Annotated in this window: 17 protein-coding genes; 4 read left to right on the top strand and 13 right to left on the bottom strand. The window is 65.4% G+C overall.

What is annotated here, in order from left to right; genetic code table 11:
• Position 1 precedes the first annotated feature (1 nt).
• The 7 genes from WKW80_RS19720 to tssH all read right to left on the bottom strand — a co-directional run bounded on the left by WKW80_RS19720 (position 2) and on the right by tssH (position 10,291).
• Positions 2 to 2,692 (bottom strand): type VI secretion system Vgr family protein, encoded by a 2,691-nt coding sequence (locus WKW80_RS19720; protein WP_340365269.1) that lies wholly within the window; start codon positions 2,690 to 2,692, stop codon positions 2 to 4.
• An 87-nt stretch (positions 2,693 to 2,779) separates the two neighbouring features.
• Positions 2,780 to 4,135 (bottom strand): type VI secretion system baseplate subunit TssK, encoded by a 1,356-nt coding sequence (tssK, locus tag WKW80_RS19715; RefSeq protein ID WP_340365268.1) that lies wholly within the window; start codon positions 4,133 to 4,135, stop codon positions 2,780 to 2,782.
• A 28-nt stretch (positions 4,136 to 4,163) separates the two neighbouring features.
• The gene (gene tssJ, locus WKW80_RS19710) at positions 4,164 to 4,751 is read right to left on the bottom strand and encodes a type VI secretion system lipoprotein TssJ (protein ID WP_340365267.1); all 588 of its coding nucleotides are present in this window, start codon (positions 4,749 to 4,751) and stop codon (positions 4,164 to 4,166) included.
• Positions 4,752 to 4,878: 127 nt separating this feature from the next.
• Positions 4,879 to 5,364: an Hcp family type VI secretion system effector gene (locus tag WKW80_RS19705; RefSeq protein WP_340365266.1), complete on the bottom strand. Its 486-nt coding sequence runs from the start codon at positions 5,362 to 5,364 to the stop codon at positions 4,879 to 4,881.
• Between the two features lie 130 nt (positions 5,365 to 5,494).
• Positions 5,495 to 6,991, bottom strand: a complete 1,497-nt coding sequence (tssC, locus tag WKW80_RS19700; RefSeq protein WP_340365265.1) for a type VI secretion system contractile sheath large subunit — start codon at positions 6,989 to 6,991, stop codon at positions 5,495 to 5,497.
• A 41-nt stretch (positions 6,992 to 7,032) separates the two neighbouring features.
• Positions 7,033 to 7,569 carry a type VI secretion system contractile sheath small subunit gene (gene tssB, locus WKW80_RS19695; RefSeq protein ID WP_340365264.1) on the bottom strand — a complete coding sequence of 179 codons (537 nt, stop codon included), beginning with the start codon at positions 7,567 to 7,569 and terminating at the stop codon, positions 7,033 to 7,035.
• A gap of 40 nt (positions 7,570 to 7,609) precedes the next feature.
• On the bottom strand, positions 7,610 to 10,291 hold the full coding sequence (gene tssH / locus WKW80_RS19690; protein WP_340365263.1) for a type VI secretion system ATPase TssH: 2,682 nt from the start codon (positions 10,289 to 10,291) through the stop codon (positions 7,610 to 7,612).
• Positions 10,292 to 10,623: 332 nt separating this feature from the next.
• Between tssH and WKW80_RS19685 the strand changes: the two genes are divergently transcribed.
• A complete protein-coding gene (locus tag WKW80_RS19685) occupies positions 10,624 to 10,959 on the top strand; it encodes a hypothetical protein (RefSeq protein WP_340365262.1) in 336 nt (111 codons plus the stop codon).
• A gap of 253 nt (positions 10,960 to 11,212) precedes the next feature.
• Here the strand turns inward: WKW80_RS19685 and WKW80_RS19680 are convergent, their stop codons facing one another.
• The 6 genes from WKW80_RS19680 to WKW80_RS19655 all read right to left on the bottom strand — a co-directional run bounded on the left by WKW80_RS19680 (position 11,213) and on the right by WKW80_RS19655 (position 22,740).
• Positions 11,213 to 12,037, bottom strand: coding sequence for an undecaprenyl-diphosphate phosphatase (locus WKW80_RS19680; protein WP_340365261.1), 825 nt, complete (start codon positions 12,035 to 12,037; stop codon positions 11,213 to 11,215).
• Between the two features lie 146 nt (positions 12,038 to 12,183).
• The gene (locus WKW80_RS19675) at positions 12,184 to 12,828 is read right to left on the bottom strand and encodes an ATP-binding protein (protein ID WP_340365260.1); all 645 of its coding nucleotides are present in this window, start codon (positions 12,826 to 12,828) and stop codon (positions 12,184 to 12,186) included.
• Positions 12,829 to 12,842: 14 nt separating this feature from the next.
• Positions 12,843 to 14,294, bottom strand: a complete 1,452-nt coding sequence (locus tag WKW80_RS19670; protein ID WP_340365259.1) for an efflux transporter outer membrane subunit — start codon at positions 14,292 to 14,294, stop codon at positions 12,843 to 12,845.
• Between the two features lie 158 nt (positions 14,295 to 14,452).
• Complete coding sequence (locus tag WKW80_RS19665) at positions 14,453 to 17,644, bottom strand: efflux RND transporter permease subunit (protein WP_340365258.1); 3,192 nt, start codon at positions 17,642 to 17,644, stop codon at positions 14,453 to 14,455.
• Between the two features lie 103 nt (positions 17,645 to 17,747).
• The gene (locus tag WKW80_RS19660; protein WP_340365257.1) at positions 17,748 to 20,948 is read right to left on the bottom strand and encodes an efflux RND transporter permease subunit; all 3,201 of its coding nucleotides are present in this window, start codon (positions 20,946 to 20,948) and stop codon (positions 17,748 to 17,750) included.
• Between the two features lie 28 nt (positions 20,949 to 20,976).
• Complete coding sequence (locus WKW80_RS19655) at positions 20,977 to 22,740, bottom strand: efflux RND transporter periplasmic adaptor subunit (RefSeq protein WP_340365256.1); 1,764 nt, start codon at positions 22,738 to 22,740, stop codon at positions 20,977 to 20,979.
• A gap of 144 nt (positions 22,741 to 22,884) precedes the next feature.
• Here WKW80_RS19655 and WKW80_RS19650 point away from each other — a divergent pair, with 144 nt between their 5' ends.
• Genes WKW80_RS19650 through WKW80_RS19640 form a run of 3 tightly spaced genes read left to right on the top strand, consistent with a single transcriptional unit; the run spans position 22,885 to position 24,860 of the window.
• Positions 22,885 to 23,547: a DUF6622 family protein gene (locus WKW80_RS19650; protein WP_422822927.1), complete on the top strand. Its 663-nt coding sequence runs from the start codon at positions 22,885 to 22,887 to the stop codon at positions 23,545 to 23,547.
• A gap of 31 nt (positions 23,548 to 23,578) precedes the next feature.
• Entirely contained in the window at positions 23,579 to 23,863 is a 285-nt protein-coding gene (locus WKW80_RS19645) for a 2TM domain-containing protein (RefSeq protein ID WP_340365254.1), read from the top strand.
• 22 nt (positions 23,864 to 23,885) lie between these two features.
• The gene (locus WKW80_RS19640) at positions 23,886 to 24,860 is read left to right on the top strand and encodes a sterol desaturase family protein (protein ID WP_340365253.1); all 975 of its coding nucleotides are present in this window, start codon (positions 23,886 to 23,888) and stop codon (positions 24,858 to 24,860) included.
• The last annotated feature ends 57 nt before the right edge of the window (positions 24,861 to 24,917 follow it).

The following is a 24,917-nucleotide window of genomic DNA, read 5'->3' as shown; positions in this document are numbered from 1 at the left end:
TTCAACCGATGTCGAACGGTTGATCTGTCTTGAGCTTCGATAGAGCATCCCCGCCCGACTTGTCACCGATGCTTCCACCTTCGCTCTTCACGATCTTGAAGTCCCGCTGCGCAGCTACTTCGGATTTGCCGGCGATGTTGTGCAGCTTGATTTGCTGCGCCTGATCGATGCGGTTGAACTCGGGCAGTTCCACCGGCAGGGTGCTGGGACCCGTGAACAGGCGGCCCGCGGACATCACCTTGAATTGACCGTTCATTCCGAACAGGACCTGTCCGTTGGCCAGCCGCAGATAGGTGCCGTCTTCCAGCGCCATCGTGATGCTGTTCTTGGCCCGCACGATCACATCCTCTTCGGTGGACGTCAGCGTGACGGTCTTCTGACCGGTGATCTCGACGCTGTTGTGCTGCGCCTGCTGGATGAGCTTGCCCTTGTTCGCGATGCTGCGAATATCGCCTCGCACGGTGACCTGCTCGATGTCCTGCCCAGCGGTGTGCAGGATGGACTGGTCAGCGTAGTGCTGCTGGTTGTGGCCGGCGACGGTGTCGATGTTGAGCCCGGCGTATTGCACGTGGTCCCTGGGGGTGGCGCTGGCGATGCCGGCTGCGCCGCTGAAGGCCAGTACGGGCTGTCCGCCCAGCACATTTCCCTTCGAATTGGACTCAGGCCCGGTGCCGTGGCCGAGGGCGTCGACCGCGTCGCTCAGGTGCTGCTGGGGCAAGGTCTCGCGCGAGCCGGCCTGGCATTGGTCCGCAGCCTTGGCAAGGTCCTTGGCGATGGCGAGCGCCTTTTCCAGGCAACTGACGAGTTCATCCCGACTCAGGGCGCCGCCGACCGCGCTGGATCGACCATCGGTGGTGATCAGCAATCCCTTCGCGGCGCGCACGGCGCCATGGCCGTCCGTTCGCAGTTCGGCGCCTTCGCCCCGCGCGTCCTTGCGCCCGGCGTTGTCTTCGATGCGCGTGATGTGGCCCAGGCTCAGGGAACTGCTCTGGTAGTCGCTCTTGAGCTGCGCCTGGATCTTGCCGGCGGTATCGTCCAGCGCCAGATGATTGGAGCGCCCGGCCGCGCTGTTGCCGCCACCGTCCTCGGCGAGTTCACGCGAGCGCAGTCCGGACAAGGCGCTCTGCCCCGGCAAGGCCCATGGCGGCAGGTTGTTCTGGTTGTACAGCCGCCCGGTGCAGACAGGCAGATCGGGGTCGCCCTCCATGAAGCTGATGATGACTTCCTGGCCGATGCGCGGGATGTGCATGCCACCGAGCTGGTTGCCCGCCCATTCGCTGGAGACCCGCACCCAGCAGGTGGCGTGCTGGTTCTTCTCGCCCACTCGATCCCATGGGAACTGGACTTTGATGCGGCCAAGGTGGTCGGTCCAGAGGTTCTGGCCCTCGGGTCCGACCACCAGCGCCGACTGCGGGCCACGGACATAGGGCTTGGGCTGGGTGAACTCCGGGCGCAGCGGCTCCTTGACCGGGTGCGCGGTGAAGTCGACCTGGACTTTCCATTGCTGACTTCTGGAAGGCGCGGCATCCCCGATCTGGCTGTCCTGGGCCACGTCCTCGATCAGGAAGGTGGTGTCGAGGATCAGGTACTCGGCGTTGGCCTTCTCGCGCGGATGCTTCGCCAGCTTGAAGGTGCAGCCGGGGACCATGCCCCGGAGGTTGCCACTGGCCTGGGCTCTTGCGCCGTGCGTGCGCAGGGCCTGCATGCGCAGCAGGGCGAACTGGCGCCCTTCGTCGTGCGGATCGTTGGCCTCGGCGCTGCCGGCCTTGGGTTGGGCGTAGTGGCTGCCGGACTTGCCGTCGTGCCACTGGTAGACCTCGCCAACGGCCTGGCCGGTGGCGCGCGGCTCGCTGCGGCTCTGGGTGAGGTCGGCGCGCGGGCGCGTGTAGTCATAGTCCCGCGTGGTGTAGCGCCCGCTGGTGAGCTGGTGCCGGGCGACGAAGCTGTGGATGTATTCGGCATCGACCTTCCAGCCGGGGGCGTGGTATTCGACCTGCCGGTACGCCTGGCTGCCGTTCTCCCGGTAGGCGGCCATCGCGTCGCCGAGGACCAGGCGGTGCTTGCCTTCGCTGTGCTCGAAGTGGTAGCTGATGCCCCATTCCTGGCACAGTCGGCTGAAGAACGCGAAGTCGCTCTCGTTGTACTGGGCCTGGTAGTCGCGCTGCGAGTAGAAGCCGGCGGCGGCGCCTTCGAGGCCGTAGAGGCGCTTTTCGACGGGGAAGGAATAGGCGCCGAGGAGTTCGTCCAGGACGTCGACGACGGTCTTGTTCTGGAAGATCCTGCAGTCGGTGGTGAGCGTCGCAAGGTGCAGCCAGGGGCGCAGGGTCAGCCTGTACTGGACGTGCCTTCCTTCTTCGCCCCACAGGGCGGCATCGGTGATGAGGGCGTTGATCTGGCGCACGCCGGCGCCGACGTGGTCCACGCTGGCGCCGACCACGCCGGGGATGAACTCGCCCGAGCCGTCGAGCTGGATCGAGCAGCTGATCTCGCGGCCGATGAAGTCGTCCACGTTCCAGTCGGCTGCGCCGCTGGCACCGAGGTTCAGGTCATCGGGGGTCTTGAGCAGGAGCTCGTATTCGAAGAGGCTGTTGAGGCCTTCGCGGCCCGAGAGGCGGACCGGCTCCAACACCAGGCGGCCTTGAAAGACCGGGATCGCCGAGGACTCGATGAACAAGGTGTGGCTGTTCAGCACGTTGGGCGCTCTTTCACTTGGTTGTCGATGCGATGGAACGGACGGCGCGCATGCAGGGCGCACGCATCACAAGGGTTGGCCACATCTTCATTTCTCCCTCACCCCCCACAACTCCAAGCGCAGGCCCGGGATCTCCCCGGCGATGTGCAGCGCAAGCCCGCCGTGCTTGAGGAGGTGTTCCCACAGCGGCCCGCGCGAATCGATCTGGAAGTACACGAAGCCGGCGTTGAACGGAATCTGACGCGGCGGAACCGGCAGCGTCTGCAGCGCGATGCCCGGCAGATGCGAGCGGATGAGTTCGGGCAGCCGGTCGCTGGGGCCGACCTTGCAGCGCGCAGGAAACTGGCCAGCAAGCACATCGGGCGGCGCATGGGCCGCAACCGCGAAGACCAGGTTCGAAAAGCCTCGCAGCTCGCCCGGATCGACACTCGCCACGCGCACGCCATTGGCGCGATCGGCCAACGGGATGTTCTGCGCGCTGCGCACGAGCACGTCGTTGAGCAGCGACTGCACGTCGCCCACCAGATCCTTGAAGGACAGATAGGGATTCGTGTGCAAATAGACGGGATGCTCCTTCGGACGGCGTGTGGTCGCGCGCACGAAGGTGGCCAGTTCGCCGCTCAGGGTGCGCAGTGCAACGTAGAGCGCCTCGGGCGAGGTCTCGCGCACACGCAGCCAGTGCTCGAGCAGCGGCTCGTACCGATTGAGGATCTGCAGCAGCAGGAAGTCCGACACCTCGGCCGCCTCGCTCGATTTACCGTCGTTGCCGCTGAGCCGCGCGGCCAGCGACTGCGCACGCAGGCGGCACAGGCCGTGCAGGTTGGTGATCCAGTCGGTCAGCAACGAACTCGCGCCATAGCCGGCGACCGGCGGAATCAGGTGCGAATCGAGGGTGATGCTGCCATTCGATCGCAGCATGGAGACGCGGGTCAGCGGCAGGCCGATCCAGGCGTCGGTCATTTCGCGCTGCGGCAACAGGCGAAGACGCAGGCGCGAGAGCTGCACGGTCTTCGGGCCTTGTCCGACGGAGTTCGCATCGCGCAGTTCTGTGTCGAACACCGAGAAGCGCGCCAGCGAAGCGTTCGACGCCGCTGCATCGTCGAAGGTGGTTTCCTCGCCATTGGGCGTGCGAATAGGCACCGCCAGGTAGATGACCTGCTCCAGGTGCTCGGGCAGGATGGTGAGCGGCACGGGCGGCAGCGTTTGGCCAGGCGTGTCGAAGGGCGTGCCGTCTGAAAAAATGCCGGCGGCGCTGGCAAGCACCACCTTGCCGAGCGAAAGCGATTCGGAATCGATGGCGTAGTGACTGAAGCCCCAGTAGAACGGGCTCAGTGCCGCCGCGCGCTTGTGCGCGAGATGCTCGAGGTAGCGCTCCTGCTGCTGGAAGAGCTGCGGCCGGAGAAACAGCCCCTCGCTCCAGGCGACCTTGTTGTACCAGTTCATGGTGTCGATGTTTCTGAAAGAGAGGGGACTACTCGATGGGCGTGAGCCGGACGCCCTGGGCCTGGAGCTGAATCTCCAGCCTGGCCTTGCTGGCGGGCACGACTGCCCGGTACCAAGCGGCCTCGGGCGCTGGATTGATCTTCTGCACGGCACGCCAGTCGGCGTTGGGCAGATCGCGATAGCCGGCGAGCACGCCGATGGCCGTGATGTCGGGATGGGACTTGCGGCGAATGGTCTTCACATCGCCCGGCCGCATGATGAATTCTTCGCGCACGAGCAGGTCGCCGCCGAGCAGGGCCTTGTCGTTTTTCTCGAGCGAGTAGTAGTCGGCGGACTCGAAGGTGCCTTCGGCCTTCAACTCGTAGAGGCGCACCATGATCGGCGCCGCCCGCTCCTTGACGTCCGGGTTGACGTCGTCGGCGGCGGTGATCGTGATGACCAGCTCGGTCTGCTCCCTGAGGGGCGAATACTGGGCCTGCGCTGGCAAGGTGATCACGGCCAGCGCAACCGCCATTGCCATCCACAGGAAGAATGCAGCGACCGGATGCCTCGCCGAATCGGCCGACAGACGATGCAAGGCATCGGGCCGACGGGGCTCGAAGAAATGGAGGGCCATGTTGATTGCGATGAGTACGGTCAGACGAAAGCGACCCAGCCCGGGTGTTCAGGTGCGCCGCGGCGCGACCTCCGACCCGGGACCGGAAATCTTCGGAAAGGGCCCGGCAAGCCGGACCCGCAGGACATCAGGACTCCTTGTTGCCCTTGATGTCGTAGCCCGCCGTGATGGCGCCGCCGCTGCCGCCCTGCGCGTTCTGCACCGTGTACTCCTGCTTGACCTTCGAGAAGGACAGGCGAACGGTCTCCAGCACGCGCAACTCATCCTTGTTCGAGCCCTTGGGCGCGACGCTGGTGATGATGACGTCGGTGAACGTGAACTTGAGGTATTCGAGCGGGGTGCCGCCGGCCTTGCGCACGGTCAGCATGGCTTCGGGCACATGCTTGCCGGTCAGGCAGTACTTCATGAGGTTGGGGCTCGAGCGGTCCACGTAGTGCACGAACTCCAGGTCTTCCACCGTCGCCTTGCCGGCGCCGCCGCCGGAGCCGGCGTGCATGGTGGATTCCTGCTTGATCTTCCAGTCGAAGGACAGGACTTCGATCTCGTTCTTGTGGGCCGCATCAGGCGATTCGCCTTCGATGCCGTTGAGCTTCAGATAAATGTCTTGTGACATGAGGACTCCCTGAGTTAAAGGTTCTTGGTTTGCGTTTCAGCGCACCCGGACGCAGTGGCGCACGGATGCTTCTTCTCTTCAATGCGGCGTCTGGTGCGCCGCTTCTTCAATGAGGTTCGCCGTGTGCGCGTCAGGCTGCTTGCTTGAGCGACGGCAGCTTCGCGACCAGCCGCAGCGAGACCGTGAGGCCTTCTAGCTGGAAGTGCGGGCGCAGGAAGAACTTGGCGCCGTAGTAGCCGGGGTTTCCTTCGACGTCTTCCACCACCACTTCAGCCGCAGCGAGCGGACGTCGCGCCTTGGTCTCCTGTGAGGAGTTGGTCGGGTCGGCATCGACGTAGTTCATGATCCATTCGTTGAGCCAGCGCTGCATTTCGTCGCGCTCCTTGAACGTACCGATCTTGTCGCGCACGATGCACTTGAGGTAATGCGCAAAGCGCGTGCTGGCGAACAGGTACGGCAGGCGCGCCGAGAGGTTGGCGTTGGCAGTGGCGTCCGGATCCATGTACTCCTGCGGTCGCTGCAAGGACTGCGCGCCGATGAAGGCCGCGTGATCCGTGTTCTTGCGATGCACCAGCGGAATGAGTCCGGCCTTCGCCAACTCGGCTTCGCGGCGGTCGGAGATGGCGATCTCGGTCGGGCACTTCATGTCGAAGCCGCCGTCGTCGGTCGGGAAGGTATGGCACGGCAGGTTCTCGATCGTGCCGCCCGACTCGACACCGCGGATCATGGTGCACCAGCCGTAGAGCTTGAAACTGCGGTTGATGTTGACGGCCATCGCGTAGGCCGCGTTGTTCCACACGTAGTTGCGGTGGTCCGCGCCTTCGGTTTCTTCCTCGAAGTCGAACTCGTCGACCGGGTTGGTCTTGGCACCGTACGGGAGGCGCGCCAGGAAGCGCGGCATCGCCAAGCCCACGTAGCGCGAATCCTCGGTATCGCGCAGCGAGTTCCAGGGTGCGTGCTCGAGGTTCGAGGTGATCTTGGCCAGGTCGCGCGGATTGGCGAGCTCTTGCCACGACTCCATGCCGAGCAGCGACGGCGACGAGCCGGCGATGAAGGGCGCATGCGATGCGGCCGAAATCTTGGCGAGCGCGCCGAGCATTTCGACATCGGGCGGGGTGTGGTCGAAGAAGTAGTCCGCGACGAGGCAGCCGTAGGGTTCGCCGCCCAGTTGGCCGTACTCTTCCTCGTAGATGCGCTTGAAGATCGGGCTCTGGTCCCACGCGATGCCCTTGTGGCGCCGCATCGTGCGGCGCAGTTCGTCCTTCGACAGATCCATGAACCGGATCTTGAGCTTCTCGTCGGTCTCGGTGTTGGACACGAGGTGATGCATGCCGCGCCAGGCGGATTCGAGCTTCTGGAACTCTTCCTTGTGCAGCACGAGGTTGATCTGCTCCGACAGCTTGTGGTCGATCTCGGCAATGATGGCTTCGATGCTGCTGTAGGCATCGTCAGTCATCGTGGTGGCGTTGACCAGCGCCTGTTCGGCGAGCGTGCGAACAGCCGCTTCGACGGCGTCGCGCGCTTCCTCGGTCTTGGGCTTGAACTCCCTGTCGAGCAAGGAGGAGAAGTCCGACACGTCTGCGAACTTCGTCGTTGCGGTGGTGGCCTGTTTGTTGTTTGGCTTCATGTGAATCCTTCCCTGAATATGCGGTGCGTTCTGCGCGCGGATCAGGCGGTCGCCGCTGCTTCGGCGTCGCTCTCGTCGGCCGACTTGGGCTTGGGCTCTGCGGCGAGCGACTTCATGAGCGCCGGGTCCTGCATGAGCTTGTTGATGAGGCTCTCGGCGCCCGCCTTGCCGTCCATGTAGGTCTGCAGGTTGGAGAGCTGCGTGCGTGCCTCCAGCAATTGCCTGAGCGGCTCGACCTTGCGGGCCACGGCGGCGGGCGAGAAGTCGTCGATGCTCTCGAAGGTGATGTCGACCATGAGCTGGCCTTCACCCGAGAGCGTGTTCGGCACCGCGAATGCGACGCGCGGCTGGATAGCCTTCATTCGCTCGTCGAAGTTGTCTATGTCGATGTCGAGGAACTTGCGCTCACCGACGGGAGGCAGCATCTCGACGGGCTTGCCCGAAAGGTCGGCGAGCACACCCATCACGAAGGGCAGTTCGATCTTTTTTTCCGAACCGTAGATTTCCACGTCGTACTCGATCTGTACGCGCGGCGCCCGATTGCGAGCGATGAATTTCTGACTGCTGCTGTTGGCCATGAATATCCTGACTGGGTAACAAGAAAGGGGGTGGAAAAAATCACGCGAACTCGATCTGGCAGACGATGGCGCCTCCTCCTTTCGCGTCGTTGAGAAGGGTCGGATCGGACGCGATGTCCGCGGCAATGCGTTTGATTTCTCGCCGGTCCTGCAACGCGCCGAGCCAGTGGCGCGAGAGAACGGGCAGCAGGTTCTGCTCGATGAAACCAATGAGGCGGCGAGCGCCGATTTCGTGCGTGCCGCACTGGTCGATGATGTGCTTGACGAGTGCCCGCGAATAGCTCAAGGCGATCCCATGCTGCAATTGCATGCGATCGACGACACGGTTCAGATGCAGCGCAACGATGTCGGCCAGTGCGATTTCGCCCAGCGGCAGATACGGCACGACCGAAAGCCGCCCGATGAACGCCGCCGGAAACACCTGCCGCAATTGCGGCAGCAGCGCTTCGCGCAGCACGGTGGCATCGGGAATCAGCGCCGGGTCTTCGCACAGGCTGCTGATCAGGTCCGACCCCGCATTGCTGGTGAGGAGGATGGTGCAATGGCGGAAGTCGATGCGGCGCCCTTCCCCGTCTTCCATCCAGCCCTTGTCGAAGACCTGGAAGAAGATCTCGTGCACGTCGGGGTGCGCTTTCTCAACCTCGTCGAGCAGGATCACGCTGTACGGCCTGCGGCGCACGGCCTCGGTCAGCACGCCGCCCTCGCCGTAGCCCACGTAGCCTGGCGGCGCACCCTTGAGCGTCGACACGGTGTGCGACTCCTGGAACTCACTCATGTTGATGGTGATGAGGTTCTGCTCACCGCCATACATCGCTTCGGCCAGGGCCATCGCCGTTTCGGTCTTGCCCACACCCGACGGCCCGACGAGGAGGAACACGCCGACGGGTTTGTCGGGGTCGGTCAAGCGGGCTCGTGCCGTCTGCACTCGCTCGGAGATGACCCTCAGCGCGTCGCTCTGGCCGATGACGCGGCGGTCGAGCATCGCATGCAGTTGGAAAACGGCGGCAACGTCGTCCTTCACCATGCGGCCAACCGGAACGCCTGTCCAGTCGGCGACGATGGCGGTGACCACGCGTTCGTCGACCTGCGGAAAGATCAACGGCGCGTCCTGCTGGCGGTCAGCGAGTTCGGCTTCGAGCGCGGCCAGTTCGGTGGACGGGGCCGAGGCGGAGTCGGACGCATGCTCTGCGCGCAAGGCCTGGATCTGTCTGACCAAGCCAAGTTCGTCCTGCCAGCGTTGCTCCTGCGCCGACTGGTCCTCCGCAAGCGAAGCAAGGTCCGTCTGGATGGCCGCGATGCGGGCCGAGCGCGCTTCCCGGCCCTGTGCGACCACGCCTTCTTTTTCGAGCAGCTCAAATTCGATCTGCAAGGCCGCGATGCGCTGGCGCAGATGCTCTACCGCAGCGGGCGGCGCATGCAACGACATGGCGACACGAGCGCAGGCGGTATCGAGCAGGCTGATGGCCTTGTCGGGCAACTGACGCGCCGGGATATAGCGATGCGACAGCAGCACGGCGGCGCGCACGGCTTCGTCGAGCACGGTGACGCCATGGTGCGCGGTGAAAGTCGCAACCAGACCGCGCACCATCTCGATGGCGGAAGTCTCTTCGGGCTCCGCAACCTGCAGAACCTGGAAGCGGCGTGTGAGCGCTGGGTCTTTTTCGATGTGGCGCTTGTATTCGCTCCACGTCGTCGCGCCGATCGTGCGCAAAGTGCCGCGCGCCAATGCGGGCTTGAGCAGGTTGGCCGCATCGCCGGTGCCGGCCTGGCCTCCGGCGCCGATCAAGGTATGAACTTCATCGACGAACAGGATCACGGGCTGCGGCGAGCGGCTCGCTTCCTCGAGCAGCCCTTTGAGGCGCGATTCGAATTCGCCGCGCAGACTGGCGCCCGCCAACAGCGCGCCGACGTCGAGACTCAACAAACGGGCTTCGCGCAGCGCGGCAGGCACTTCGGCGCGAGCGATGGCAAGCGCGAGTCCTTCCACCACCGCCGTCTTCCCGACGCCCGCCTCACCGGTCAGCAGGGGGTTGTTTTGCCGACGACGCAGGAGGATGTCGACCATGGTGCGAATCTCGTGTGCGCGACCGATCACTGGATCGATCTCACCGGCACGTGCGCGTTGCGTCAGGTCAGCGCAGTATTTGGCGAGCGCGGATTTTTCATCCGACGCTTCCACGATGGCGACGCTGGCCTCATCAGGCACGGCGGATGCAGGCCCCGAACCGTCGTGAGGCCCTTCATGCTCTTCCGGCGAACCGGCGATGATGGACGTCAACGAGTCCGTCAACTGGTCGGCGGGAATCTTCTTGAAGGCCGGAGAGATGCCTAGCAACGCGCTGCGCAATTCGGGCGTTTGCAGCAATGCCGCAAGCAGCGCTCCGCTTCGGATGCAGCGGCCACCGAATTCGAGACTCGACAGAATCCACGCACGTTCGATGGCAGTGCCGATGTGATGCGAGAAATCGCTGAGCGACGTTGCTCCCGAGGGCAATACGGCCAGCGCAGATGTCAGATCGCGGTCGACGGATTGCGGCTCGATCTGGTAGTGGCGGCAGACCCGGTGCAGGTCGCTGTCGTTGAGTTGCCAGAGTTGGTGCAGCCAGTGCGTCAGCTCGACATAGGGATTGCCGCGAAGTCTGGCGAATGCCGTCGCTGATTCGATGGCTCGAAACAGCGACAGATCGAGCTTGCCAAAAAGCGCTCGTCGTGAAACAGCCATGGCGCGTGCTAGACGAAAACGACATCGTCGAGCACGGCAAGCCTTGAGCGTTTTGGATTTGTCAGGCTGGTTCGCCAAGTCGCTTGCGCGCTGGCGTGTGCAGCCTCATGCACCGGGCACGGTGCTTCAATTGAATTAGGCATATGTTTTTTTTACGGCTTCCTCTGCCGTCGCTTTTTTGTGCTTGCATCGTAGCACTGGCCACGCAACCAATGGTGAATGGTTGAAGCGGATGAAGGGGGCCGGTTCCAACGGGAATGCATCGTGGCCGGTTCATCGCGTGCACCAGTAACACCGAGGTACTCAAAGAGCCTTGCAGCCTTCCTGAGCCGATGTGCGCGACCCAGCACCCTGCGTCGGCCAAGGGCGTGGTGCTACTGGATTCGCTGCTGCGCGGCGGCTGGCGCGCCGGCACACTGGCACTGGTGAAACTGTCGCCGTTCAATGAAGCGGACGACGTGCGCAAACAAAGCTTTGATCGCGATGTCGAGACCGTCGTCCACGACACCGCGCCCCACGACCTCATCAGAGCACTGCGGCGGCGGCATCTGCATCAAATGCCCGATCGCTTTCATCGCCGGGCGCCACTTGACGGCCTGCTCCTGATGAAAAAGTTGATCACCACCGTTGCAGCGGCCGAAGCCTCGCTGCGCAACCTGCTCGGCTGAGGAGGCAGCAAGCCTTCTTTAGGTCAGTTTTCCACCACGCTTTCGCGTGACTCGCGACGCATGAAACCGGCGCGGTCAAAAGCCAGGGATACCGCGGAACCGGCTTCGCCGGGCCGCTGGTATCGCCCCCTCGAGGGGGAGGCGCCGCAGGCGCTTCGGGGGTGTTTCACTTCCACCGCGGAACCGGCTTCGCCGGGCCGCTGGTATCGCTCCCTCGAGGGGAGGCGCCGCAGGCGCTTCGGGGTGTTTCAATTCATTCAGCCCACACCACCAGCCCACTCCACGCGGTCGCGAGCACCACGATCCCGAACGCGATGCGATACCACGCGAACGGCACGAAGTCGTGGGTGCTGATGTAGCGCAGCAGCCAGCGCACGCAGAGCCAGGCGCTGATGAACGAGAAGGCCAGTCCGACGCCGAACAGCGGCAGGTCGGCCATCGACAGCAGCGCGCGCTCCTTGTAGAGGCTGTAGACGCCGGCGCCGATAAGCGTCGGGATCGCGAGGAAGAATGAAAAGTCGGTCGCCGCCTGCCGGCTCAGGCCCAGCAGCATGCCGCCGATGATGGTCGCGCCGCTGCGGCTGGTACCCGGGATCATGGCAAAGCATTGCACCAGGCCGACCTTGAGCGCGTCCCACGGCGTCATGTCGTCGACGTTCTCGATGCGCACCGATCCCGGTGGACGTTTCTCTGCCCAAAGGATGATGAAGCCGCCGATGATGAAGGTGCTGGCCACCACCACCGGAATGAACAGGTGCGCCTTGATGGCCTTGCCGAACAGCAGGCCCAGCACCACCGCCGGCAGGAATCCGATGAACACGTTGAGCGCCAGGCGTTGCGCCTTGGCCTGCCGCGGCAGCGCGACGATGGTCGAGTGGATCTTCTGCCAATAGACGAGGATCACCGCGAAGATCGCGCCCGTCTGGATCGCGATGTCGAACACCTTGGCCTTGTCGTCATCGAATCCGAGCAATGAACCGGCCAGGATCAGGTGCCCTGTCGATGAAACCGGCAGGAATTCGGTCAGGCCTTCGACGATGCCCATGATGGCGGCCTTGACCAGCAAAACAATATCCACGCGCACTCCTTGAAAAGAGCCTCAATTATCGCGAGGCGCGGTGTCAGCCGGCATTCAGCTTGCGTCGTATCAGACGGTGTGCGCCGCAGCGGACCGCAGGACCGCATCGAGGGACGTCGCCAACGTACGGATGCGCGGTCGATTCCTCACGCAGCATCCGCGGCAGGCGTGTGATCACTCGGCGCCTCGACCGACACGACGGCGCACAGCGGCAATCGAAGCGTGAGACCGAGTTCACCCAGCGGAGAAGGTGCGGCATAGATCCGGCCGCCGTGCGCGCTGGCGATGCGCTGGCAGTGGGCCACGATCGCATCGACGCTGTCTTTCGATGAATCGCGTGCATGGAGGCCGCTTGACGCGCGCTCGAACATGCGCCCGAGCACGGCTTCCTCGCCACCCGCATATTCATCCATGAAATGCACCACCGCTTGCAAGCCGTCCGCCCGGGCCATCAGCTTGAGCGTGCCACCACCGTGCATGGCGCGACACCCGACCTCCACGACATTCGCCAGCAATTGCCGGATGCCCTGTCGTTGCACGAAGACCGGCAGTTCATCACAGGCGAACTGCTGCTGCAGCACGACACCGGCACGCTGCAGCATCGCCGCGCATTCCGTCGACAGGGCACGCAGCATCAGGACCAGGTCCGCGTCGGTGCGCGGCTCGGGTGGCGGCACAGGAGTCTGCAAGCTGAAGCTGGCTCGCGTCGTCATCTGCGTCTGCAAGGTGCGCCATAGCAGCAGCAACGTGGTAGCGGCGAGGAAGGAGATCAAGAGCAAGTACGCGTTCATCGCTGGATGGCTCGTCAATGAGTGGTGGTCCCGGCGTCAGCATTGCGGAGCCAGTCCGCATCCCAACCGCCGCCGAGCCCCTGGATTAGACCCACCGCTGCTGCCTGCCGACTGACTTGCACCTGCAGCACGGTGCGGCGCGCGCTCAGCGCAGAGGCCTGCGCCGTGACCACATCGGTGTAGCTCACCTGGCCCGCGCGATAGCGGTTGAGAAACTGCTGCTCGGTCTTGTCGGCCGCGACCGAGGCTTCACGCCGCAGCGATTCCTGCTGGGCGAGGCTGGCAGTGGCGGTGAGTTGGTCCTCGACGTTCTGGAAGGCCGTGAGCACGGTCTGGCGATACCGCGCGACCGATGCTTCATGCGCGGCCCTCGCCGCATCGACGCGCGCGCCGATGGCCCCGGCATCGAACAGCACCTGCGAGGCAGAGAGTCCGAACGACCAGACCAACTGCGGCGCACTGAACAGGTCCTGCCATCGCAAGGACGTGGTGCCCGCGGAAGCGCTGATCGTGAGGCTCGGGTAGTAGGCGGCGCGCTCGATGCCGATCTGCGCATTGGCCGCGGCGACGGCACGCTCGGCGGACGCGATGTCGGGGCGGCGCTGCAACAGCGTCGAAGGAACGCCCAGCGGCACGGCGGGCACTGTCGGTTTCCATTCCGTCAACGCAGCCAGTTCGAAGTCGGCCGCCGCAGCACCGACCAGCGCGGCGATGGCGTGCTCCAGCGTGTCGCGCGTGCGCTTCAACGCCACGCGTTCGGCGCGCGCATTGACCAATTGCGTTTGCGCTTGCAGCACGTCGCTCTGCGGCGCGATGCTGGCTTCGTAGCGGTTGCGGGTGATCGTGTAGCTTCGCTCGTAGCCCTGGATGGTGTCGTCCAGCAAGATCAGTTCGGCATCGGCCTCGCGCAGCGAGAAATAGCTGGTCGCCAGCAAGCCGATGGCCGACAGGCGCGCCGCGGCCAGGTCGGCAGCGCTTGCCTGCGCCTGCGCCTGTGCGCTGCCGACGGCGGAACGCAGCCGACCCCAGATGTCAGGTGTCCAGCCCGCGTCGACCGATATGCCGGCGGAACCCGCCACGATGGGCACGCTGCGGTCGCCGCTGCGCCGTGCGTTGGCCGACAAGCCCAGCGTCGGAAAATAGCCCGCGCGCTGCTCGCGCACCAGCGCCTGGGCCTGGTCGTAGTTGGCGACGGCTGCCGCGATGTTCTGGTTCGACACCTGCACGCGGTCGGCGAGTTCGTTCAGTGTCGTGTCACCAAACAGCTTCCACCATTCGCCGCGGTCGAGCGCATCGGCGGGCGCGGCCGGCAGCCAGCCTTCCACGGCCGGTGCTTCCTTCCACATGCTGGGCGACGCCTGCACCGGCCGCTCGTAGGTAGGCCCGACCGCGCAGCCAGCCAACAACACGGCCACCGCCACCGCCCCAAAACGCCCAACCTGCAAGGCCGCCTTGGAAAAACTCAAGGAACACCGCGGAACCGGCTTTGCCGGGCCGCTGGTGTTGCCCCCGGTAGGGGGTGGGAGGAGCGCACGAGGTGCGCGGAGCCTGGGGGCGAGCAACAAGCCTTCCCCGGCAGGGGGTGGGAGGAGCGGCACGATGGGTCGCGGAGCCTGGGGGCGAGTCATATTCTTCGGCTTAGGTATTTCTCATTGGCGGAGCGGCGGCGCAGCTTGTCCATGAGCACGTAGACGACCGGCGTGGTCAGCAAAGTGAGCAACTGGCTCGCGATGAGACCGCCGATGATCGACACGCCCAGCGGCTGCCGCAGTTCAGCGCCCTGGCCGAAGCCAATGGCCAGCGGCAACGCGCCCAGCGCGGCCGCCATGGTGGTCATGAGGATCGGTCGGAAGCGCAACAGGCAGGCTTCGCGCACGGCCTCGGTGGCGGTCAAGCCGCGCGCACGCTCGGCGTCGAGCGCAAAGTCGATGATCAGGATGGCGTTCTTCTTCACGATGCCGATCAGCAGGAACACGCCGATCAGCGCAATGATCGAGAAGTCCATGCGGAACAACAGCAGCGCCAGCACAGCGCCCACGCCGGCCGATGGCAAGGTGGTCAGCACGGTGATCGGATGGATCAGGCTTTCATACAGCACGCCCAGCACGATGTAGATCACCACCAGTGCCGCGAGGATCAGGAAGGCCTGTTGCCCCTGCGATTGCTGAGCGCTCGCGGCAGTGCCGCTGAAGCTGCCGCGCACGTTGATCGGCATCGCGATGTCCGCGCCGGCCTGCTCGACAATCGCGCGCGCCTCGCCGATCGACACACCGGGCGCGAGGTCGAACGAGATGGTGCTCGACAGTTCGCCCCCCTCGTGCGAGATCGACGTGGGAATGGCCCGCTCCGAGATCTGCGCCACCGCGCTCAGCGGCACCATGGTGGTCGCGGTGTTGGCCAGCGGCGAACCTGTCGAGGCGCCGCGCAGGCCCGGGTTGGCCGACGTGAGGACGGGCACGGTGCCGCTGATCAGCACCGGGTCGGACGGCACGTACATGTCCTTGAGTTCCACCGGCCCGCGCATGAATCGCGGCGCCCATTCCATGATCACCGCGTACTGGTTGAGCTCGTCGTAGATGGTGGCCACGGAGCGCTGTCCATAGGCGTTGTAAAGCGCGTTGTCTATAGCGGTCGAATTCAGGCCGAGCCGCGCGGCGCTGTCGCGGTCCACCGTCACGTAGGTCTCCACGCCGTTGTCCGCCTGGTCGCTGTCGATGTCGGTAAGCGACTCCTCCAGCTTCAGCCGTTCGACCAGCTTGCCGACCCACAGCCGCAAGTCGCCGAGGTTGTCGCTCTTGAGCGTGTATTGATAGGTCGAATTGCTGGACCGCCCGCCCATGCGCAGTTCCTGCACCTGGCCCAGGAACACGCGCAGGCCGGTGAGTTTGTCGAGCTGCGGCCGCAGCCGCGCGATGACCTGCTGGCTGGTGGCATCGCGCTGGTTCACCGGTTTGAGGTTGACGAACATGAAGCCGCCACCCGCGCGGCTGCCACCGGCAAAGCCGACCACCGTGTCGACGGCAGGATCCGCGCGCACGATGTCGACCGCCTGCTTCAGCTTCTCGCCGAGCGCGATCGACGAGATGCTCTGGTCGGCGCGCAGCCCGCCGTTGAGCTGCCCGTTGTCCTGCTGCGGGAAGTAGCCCTTGGGCACATGCTGGAACAGATAGAAGTTCAGGCCGATCACGGCCACCAGCACCAGCATCACGATGGTCTTGCTGTGAAGCGCCCAGTCCAGGCTGTGCTCGTAGGTGAGCAGCACGAAGTCGTAGCTCTTCTCCGCCCAGCGGATCGGCCATGCACGCTTGCGCGGCGGTGCGTCCGGGTCCTCCTTCGGCTCGGACGCGAGCAGCCAGGCGCACATCATGGGCGTGGTGGTCAGCGAGATCAGGAGCGAGATCAACACGGCCGCCGACAGCGTGATCGCGAATTCGCGGAACAGCCGCCCCACCTGCCCGTCCATGAACAGCAGCGGTATGAAGACCGCCACCAGCGACAGGCTGATCGACAGCACGGTGAACCCCACCTCGCGCGCGCCGAGCAGCGCGGCCTCCAGCCGGTTCATGCCGGCCTCGATGTGGCGACTGGTGTTCTCCAGCACGACGATCGCGTCGTCCACCACGAAGCCGGTGGCCACGGTCAGCGCCATGAGGCTGAGGTTGTTGAGGCTGAAGCCCAGCAGGTACATCACGCCAAAGGTGCCGAGCAGCGAGACGATGGTGGCGACTGCCGGCACGATGGTCGCGCGTGCCTTGCGCAGGAACAGCCCCACCACCAGCACCACCAGCACGATCGAGATCATCAGCGTGCCCTCGACCTCGCGCAGCGATGCGCGGATGGAGTTGGTGCTGTCCGACGCCACCTCCACGTTGATGTCTTGCGGCAACTGCGCACGCAATTCGGGAATGAGCGCACGCACGCCATCGACGGTCTCGATGATGTTGGCGCCCGGTTCGCGCGTGATGAGGATGATGATGGCCGGCTCGCCGTTGAAGAGCCCGGTGGTGCGCCGGTTCTCGACGCCGTCGACCACGTTGGCCACGTCCGACAGGCGCACCGCCGCGTTGTTGCGCCACGCGATGATCATCGAGCGATAGTCCGTCGCGCGCAGCCCCGGCGACGGCGTGTAGATCTGCAGCCGCCGCCCCTCGCCTTCGATCGCGCCCTTGGGCCGGTTGGCATTGCTGGCCTGGATGGCGGCGCGCACGTCTTCCGTGCTGATGCCGTACTGGTTGAGCGCGTACGGCTGCAGCTCGATGCGCACTGCCGGCAGCGAACCACCGCCAATCTCCACGTCGCCGACGCCGGGGACTTGCGACACGCGCTGGCTGACGATGTTGGACACCGCGTCATAGATTTGTCCAGGCGTCTTGGTCTTGGACGTGAGCGCCAGGATGATGACGGGCGAGGACGCCGGGTTGGCCTTGCGATAGGTCGGGTTGCGCCGCAAGGTCGCAGGCAGGTCGACCCGCGCCGCATTGATGGCCGCCTGCACTTCGCGCGCTGCGCCGTCGATGTTGCGCTTGAGGTCGAACTGCAGGCTCACGCGGCCCGAGCCGGTCGAACTGCTCGATGTCATCTCGTTGACGCCCGCGATGGTCCCAAGCCGTCGTTCCAGCGGCGTGATGACGCTGCTGGCCATGGTGTCGGGGCTGGCGCCGGGCAATTGCGCGGTCACCGAGATGGCCGGGTAGTCGACGTTCGGCAGCGGCGAGACGGGCAGCACGAAGAAGGCCGCGATGCCGGCGAGTGCGATGCCAACGGTCAGCAGGACCGTGGCGATGGGGCGCTCCACGAAGGGCCTGGAGAGGTTCATTGGCCTGCTCCGTGGCCTTGCTTGGTGCATTCGGCTGGCGAAACACGATCGGGCGGCCCGTACCGCGTGCCGGGCGCTCCCAGCAAGAGAACGAGCACGGAGGTCACGCAACCACCCCGGAACCCTTGTGCCCGAACCGCTTGCCCAACCGGTCGAAAGCAAGGTAGATCACAGGCGTCGTGAACAGCGTCAACACCTGGCTCACGATCAACCCGCCAAAGATCGCGAGACCCAGCGGCCGACGCAATTCAGCCCCTTCGCCAAACCCCAGCATCAACGGCACGGCCGCGAACAACGCAGCCAGCGTCGTCATCAAGATCGGCCGGAACCGCAACAACGCCGCCTGGTGAATCGCCTCCTGCGCCGACTTGCCCTCCTGCCGCTCCGCATCGATCGCGAAGTCGATCATCATGATCGCGTTCTTCTTCACGATGCCGATCAACAGGATGATCCCGATGATGCCGATCACGCCCAGGTCATTGCCCGTGATCCACAACGCCAGCAACGCACCCACGCCCGCGGAAGGCAAGGTCGACAAGATCGTCAGCGGGTGGATGTAGCTCTCGTACAGCACGCCGAGCACGATGTAGACGCACACGACTGCCGCAAGGATCAGCCACAACTGGTTCGACAGCGACTTCTCGTAGGCACCCGAGGCACCCAGGAACGTCATCGTCACGCCTGCCGGCATGCCGATTTCCTTTGCGGCCCGGCGGATCGAGTCGACGGCATTGCCCAACGAGACGCCCTGCGCCGTGTCGAAGCCCACCGTCGCCGCCGGATACTGCGCTACGTGCGTGATCTGCAACGGCGCAAGCTGCTCGCGGATCGTCGCCACCGCCGACAACGGCGTAGCCGCGCCCGAGCCCGTCTTGAGATTCAGGGTGCCCAACTGCTGCGGCGTCGCGATCGAATCTGCCTTGGCTTCGAGGATCACGCGGTACTGGTTCGTCTCGGTGAAGATCGTCGACACGATGCGCTGGCCGAACGCGCTGTAGAGCACGTCGTCCACCGCACTCGCCGTGACCGCCAGGCGCGACGCCGTGTTGCGGTCGATGTCCACGTACGCCGACAAGCCCTCCGCACCCGCGTCGCTCGTGACGTTGCGCACGCGCGGCTCATGCTCGAGCTGCGCCATCAGCTTCTTCACCCACTCGGTCACGGTCGCCGAACTCACGCCCTCGATCGACAGGCGGTATTCGGTCGGGCCGGTCTCCGCATCGATGGTCAGGTCCTGCGTCGGCTGCAGGTACAACGTCACGCCGGCCACCGCGCGCACCCGGTCGCGCAAGCGGTTCATCACGTCTTCCTGCCTGTCGTGCCGGGACTTCAGGTTGACCAGCATGCGGCCGGTGTTGAGCATGGTGTTGTTGGCCGCGTCGACGCCGGTGAACGAACTCAGGCTCTCCACGTCCGGATCGGCCAGGATGGCCCGTGCCGCGGCCTGCTGCAGCTCGGACATGCGGTCATACGACACGTCCTGCGCCGCTTCGATGCGCGCCTGCAGCTGGCCGGTGTCCTGCGTCGGGAACAGGCCCTTGGGAATGAACACGTACAACAGCACCGTCAGCGCGAGCGTCAGCAACGCGACGATCATCGTCAGGCCCTGCCTGCGGAACACCCAACCGAGCCACACGTCGTACTGGGCGATCACCCTGTCCAAGAAGGTCTGCACCTTGCCTGCGAAGCCGCGGGTCGTGTTGTGCGGCTCAAGCACTTCGACCGCTTGGCCGCCGTCCTGCTGCGGCAGTCCCCGGTGGGGATCGACCCCGCTTGGGGCGGCCCGGCGCGCGCTCGTCAACATCCGCGCCGACATCATCGGCACCAGCGTCAACGACACCACGGCCGAGATCAGGATGGTGATGGCCAGCGTCACCGCGAACTCGCGGAACAGGCGCCCCACCACGTCGCCCATGAACAACAGCGGGATCAGCACCGCAATCAGCGACACCGTCAGCGAGATGATGGTGAAGCCGATCTGGGTCGCGCCCTTCAATGCGGCGGCGAACGGGTCCTCGCCCTCTTCCAGGTAGCGCGAGATGTTCTCGATCATGACGATCGCGTCGTCCACCACGAAGCCGGTCGCGATGGTCAGCGACATCAGGCTCAGGTTGTTGAGGCTGTAGCCCATCATGTACATCACGCCGCAGGTGCCCACCAGCGAGATCGGCACCGCCAGGCTCGCGATCACCGTGGCGCGCAGGCTGTGCAGGAAGAAGAAGATCACGAGCACCACCAGCACCACGGCCAGCGTCAGCTCGATCTCCACATGCATCACCGACGCGCGGATGCCCGTGGTGCGATCGCTGAGCACCTTCACGTCCATTGCCGCCGGCAGCTGGGCCTGCAAGTCGGGCAACTGTCTCTTGATGGCATCCACCGTGGCGATCACATTCGCGCCGGGCTGGCGTTGCACGTTGAGGATGATCGACGGCGTCAGTTTGGCCTCCGCCACGCAGTCGGGAAAACACTTCTCCCCGAACCACGCACCCAGCTTGTTGTTCTCCGCGCTGTCGACCACCTGCGCCACATCGATCATGCGCACCGGCGCGTTGTTCTTGTAGGCAACGATGAGGTTCTTGTAGTCGTCCACCGTCACGAGCTGATCGTTGGCATTGATGGTGTACGAGCGCTTCGGCCCGTCGAAGCTGCCCTTCGCGCTGTTGGCATTCGCGTTCGAAATGGCCGTGCGCAAGGCGTCGAGACCGATGCCGAACGAGGCCAGCGCGCGCGTGTCGGCCTGGATGCGCACCGCAGGCCGCTGCCCGCCCGACAGCGTGACCAGGCCCACGCCCGACACCTGGCTGATCTTCTGCGCCAGCCGCGTGTTGACGATGTTCTGCACCTCGGTCAACGGCATCGTCTTCGAGCTGATCGCCAGCGTGAGCACCGGCGCGTCGGCCGGGTTCACCTTGGCATACACCGGGGGCGCGGGCAGGTCGGCCGGCAACAGGGAGTTGCTGGCGTTGATGGCGGCCTGCACTTCCTGCTCGGCCACGTCCAGCGTCTCGGTCAGCGAGAACTGCAGCGTGATGATCGATACGCCGGCGGCGCTGGTGGAACTCATGCGGCTGAGTCCCGACATCTGGCCGAAGTTGCGCTCCAGCGGCGCGGTGATCGTGCGGCTCATCACCTCCGGGCTGCCGCCCGGGTAGAGCGTCTGCACCTGGATGGTCGGGTAGTCGACTTGCGGCAATGCCGAAAGCGGCAGGAGGCGGAAGCCCACCAGCCCCGCCAGCACGATGGCAATCATGAGCAGCGCCGTCGCGACGGGCCGCTCGATGAATGGACGCGAAGGACTCATCGCCTGGCTCCTTCCCCTTCCGGCGCGTTCATTCCGCCTGGCGTCGAGGACGCTCGCTCATGCGCTGCCAACGTTCCAGCGCGGCCGGGTCGCCCTTGTCGAGCGCTTCGAGGAAGCGCTTGCGCCGCTCCAATTGCTCCGGCTCGTCCTTGACCGCGTCGAGCATGCGCTGGCGCTGCTCGGCCGTTGGGAGAGGCCGGGGCGCGGCTGGGGAGGCCGGCGCAGCGGCGGCATTGGGTGAGGCGGGTGCAGCGGCGGCGTTCGGTGCGGCGGGTGCAGCAGGTACGACCACCGCGGCAGGCGGTGTCGTCGCGCCCGGGCCGGCCGGTGCTTGCGCGGCATCCGGCGCCGCGCGCCGCGCGCGCCTTTCTCCTGCGGCGGCGTCCGCTGGCGCCGCAGCGCCATCAGCAGCCGACGCCGCGGGCGCGCCACCCGCCGCTGGCGTGCCACTACCCGCAGGCGTGCCACTACCCGCAGGCGCGCCATTACCCGACTGCGGTGTGCCCGCACCCTGGCGCCGTCCACCCGTGCGCGGCGCATCCGTCGGCAGCTGCACACGCGAGCCATCCTTCAACCGGTCGCCGCCTTCGGTGACAACCCGCTCGCCATCCTTCAGGCCTTCGGTGATCACGACCGACTCCACCGACGAATCGCCGCGCTTCACGTTGCGCATGCTCACGGTGCGGTCTTCGTTGATCACGTAGACATAGTTGCCGGTGCCGGCCGTGCGCAACGCCGTCACAGGCACCACCACCGCGGCATTGATCGTGCGCAATTGCAGCTTGACGTTGACGAACTGGCTCGGAAACAGCGTGTTCTTCGCGTTGTCGAAACGAGCCTTTGCCTTGACCGTGCCGGTGGTGGTGTCGACCACGTTGTCGAGGGTCGAGAACGTGCCCACATCGAGCGTGGTGGCGCGAACCCGATCCAGCGCCGTCACTACCAGTTTCGCGCCCTGCGCCATGCGCGCCTCGATCTCGGGCACGCGGTCTTGCGGCACCGCGAACTGCACGTCGATCGGATTCATCTGCGTGATCACCGCAATGCCGGTGGTGCCACCCGCAGTGACGTAGTTGCCGGGGTCGACCGTGCGCAGCCCGACGCGGCCGGCCACGGGCGAAGTGATGCGCGTCCAGTCGAGGTTGAGCTTGGCCGCGGCCTCCGAGGCCTTGTCGGAGATCACGGTGCCTTCGAGTTGCTTGACCAGCGCGGCCTGGGTGTCGACATCCTGCCGCGCGATCGAGTCCTGGCCCAGCAGCGTGCGGTAGCGCGACAAGGTGACGCGCGCGGCTTCGAGTTGCGCCTCGTCGCGCACGCGCACGCCGGTGGCCTGCATCAGCGCCTGCTCGAAAGGACGCGGGTCGATGCGCGCAAGCACCTCGCCCTTCTTCACGATCTGGCCTTCCTTGAACAGCACATCGGTCATGACGCCGCTGACCTGCGATCGCAGCATCACCGTGGTGAGTGGCGTCACGGTGCCGAGTGCGTCGAGCATCACCGGAATGTCCGCATGTTCGGCGACAGCCATGCCCACCGTGACGGTCGGACCGGCGCCCGAGCTGCCGCCCGGTGCACGCCCTGCGCCGGGGCCGCCGGGCCCGCGCTGGCCGCCGGGGCGTCCGTTACCCGCTGTCGCATCCGGCGGCGGGCGATTGACCAGGTAGTACGCCGCCCCGGCAACACCGGCCACCAGCAGAATCGCCACCACCGCGCCGATCCAGCGCCGGCGACGTGGCGGCGGCACCGTGGCGGACGGCGGCAGTTGCTGGGGATCGGGCGGGCGGGAATCCATGGATCGTCCTGGTCTACGGTGCAAAGCGCAAGAAAAACGGCGCGGCAATTCGCGGCCGCGGCCGATGGTAGCGCGCGCATCTCGGCGCATTGCGACGGGCTCCTTGCGGCGCCGTAAAGCGTTGGTAAAGGAGCGGACCACCCCTTGCCTTGGCGCCAGCGGGCTGCATTTGGCGCCGCCGGGCGGCATTTCGTCGCATGCGGGTCGCGGCGACGACGGACCGCCGGCACAGTCCGCCCATTCATTCCTTCCAACACCTTTCTTGTCGATCGGAACAACACCATGCTGCTCCAAATCCTCGTCCACACGCCCCGCTGGGTGTTCGGCTTGTTCGCCCTGCTGTTCTGGTTTGGCGCGAAACAATTGCTGGCCAGTCAGGTCAGCCTGCTGCGCACCACGGTCATGCCGGTCGCGATGTCAGGGCTTTCGATGTATGGCGTGTTCTCCGCCTTTGGCGACTCGCCGATGGCGCTCGCCGGCTGGGCCATCGCGGCGCTGGTGCTGGCCGCGCTGGTGCTGCAACGCGCATTGCCCGCCTCCACGAGCTATGACGCGGCCACACGCAGGTTTCAGGTGGCGGGTAGCGTCGTACCGCTGGCGTTGATGATGGGGATCTTCTTCACCAAGTACATCGTCGGCGTGCTGATGGCGATGCACCCCGTCCTGGCCCACGACCACAACCTCGCGATGGGCATAGGCACGCTTTACGGTGCCTTCACCGGCATCTTCGTGGCGCGGTCGCTTCGCCTGTGGAAGCTGGCGATCCGCCAGGACCGCGCCGTGCTGGGCAACGGACATGCGGCCTGATCGCGCGATTCATCATCTGGAGGCAAACACCATGCAAGCCAACGACTCTCGACTCGACAAACTCGCCCGTCGCCGCGCGCGGTCCAAGCTCGGTTTCTTCACGCATGCGACGGTATATGCCGTCGTCAACGCCGGGCTTGTCGCGCTCTCGCTGGCCGGGGGCCGGCACTGGGCGGTGTACCCGATGCTGGGCTGGGGCGTCGGCTTGCTGGCTCACGGCCTCGCGGTGTGGCTGTTCGCGCCGGGCAACAACATCATGGAAGGCATGGTGCAGCGCGAGCGCGCCAGGCTGGCGGCCAAGGTCGAACCGTGGTGACTTCTTCATCCAGAATCGCGTCATGAGCGTTCTCCTGCTGATCCTGAAGGTCTCGGTCATGGTGGTGCTTGTCGCCTCCGTCACCGAGGCCCTTGTGCTTTCGTGGCGCCACGCCCGGCACGGCGATCCGGCCTACGACTGGAAGGCGGCAGGCGTCTCGGTGGTCGACTTCATGGTGCGCCAATACGCGCTCACCTGGCTGCTGCTGTGGCCCTTCGCGATGTGGAACGGCGCGATGGACTGGGCCTGGCAGCACCGCCTGTGGACCCTGCCGCTCGACCATTGGTGGGGCTGGGCCGCCTGCTTCATCGGGCAGGAGTTCTGCTACTACTGGTACCACCGCGCGGCGCATCGCGTGCGTTGGTTCTGGTGCACGCATGCCATCCACCATTCGCCGAATCAACTCAACCTGTCCGCCGCCTATCGCTTCGGCTGGACCGGCAAGCTCACCGGCTCGCTGGCCTTCTTCATGCTGGCACCGCTTTTCGGCATGCCGCCCAACGTGATCCTGCTGATGCTGACGCTCAACCTGATCTACCAGTTCTGGATTCATGCGACCTGGATCCCGCGCCTTGGCCCGCTGGAATGGGTGCTCAACACGCCCTCGGCGCACCGTGTGCATCACGCGTCGAACCTCGAATACCTCGACGGCAACTACGGCGGCGTGCTCATCGTATTCGACCGCCTGTTCGGAACCTTCATCGCCGAACGCAAAGACGTGCCCTGCCGCTACGGCCTGGTGCAGCCCATCACCAACTACAACCTGCTGCACATCGAGTTCGGCCATTGGCAGGCGCTCTGGCGCGACTTGCGTTCGGCACGCTCGGCGCGGGCCGTCTGGGGCTACCTGGCCAAGCCACCGGGCTGGTCGCCCGACGGGCATGGCACCACCACCGAGGAGTTGCGGGAACGCGCACGATCGTCGATGGGCGGCCACCCTGCGGCGCCTGCCCGCTTGACCGGGCCGTCGCCCGAGACACCTTCGTTGGCGCCATGAATCTCCAGTGGCGCAATCCACTTCGCCGCGCCCTGCAAGTCCAGGGGTTTTGCCTGG

The sequence above is a fragment of the Variovorax humicola genome (assembly GCF_037889915.1).
Classification (GTDB): domain Bacteria; phylum Pseudomonadota; class Gammaproteobacteria; order Burkholderiales; family Burkholderiaceae_C; genus Variovorax; species Variovorax humicola.
The sequence above is the reverse complement of the archived record's forward strand: the minus strand, read 5'-3'. Positions and strand labels throughout refer to the sequence as shown.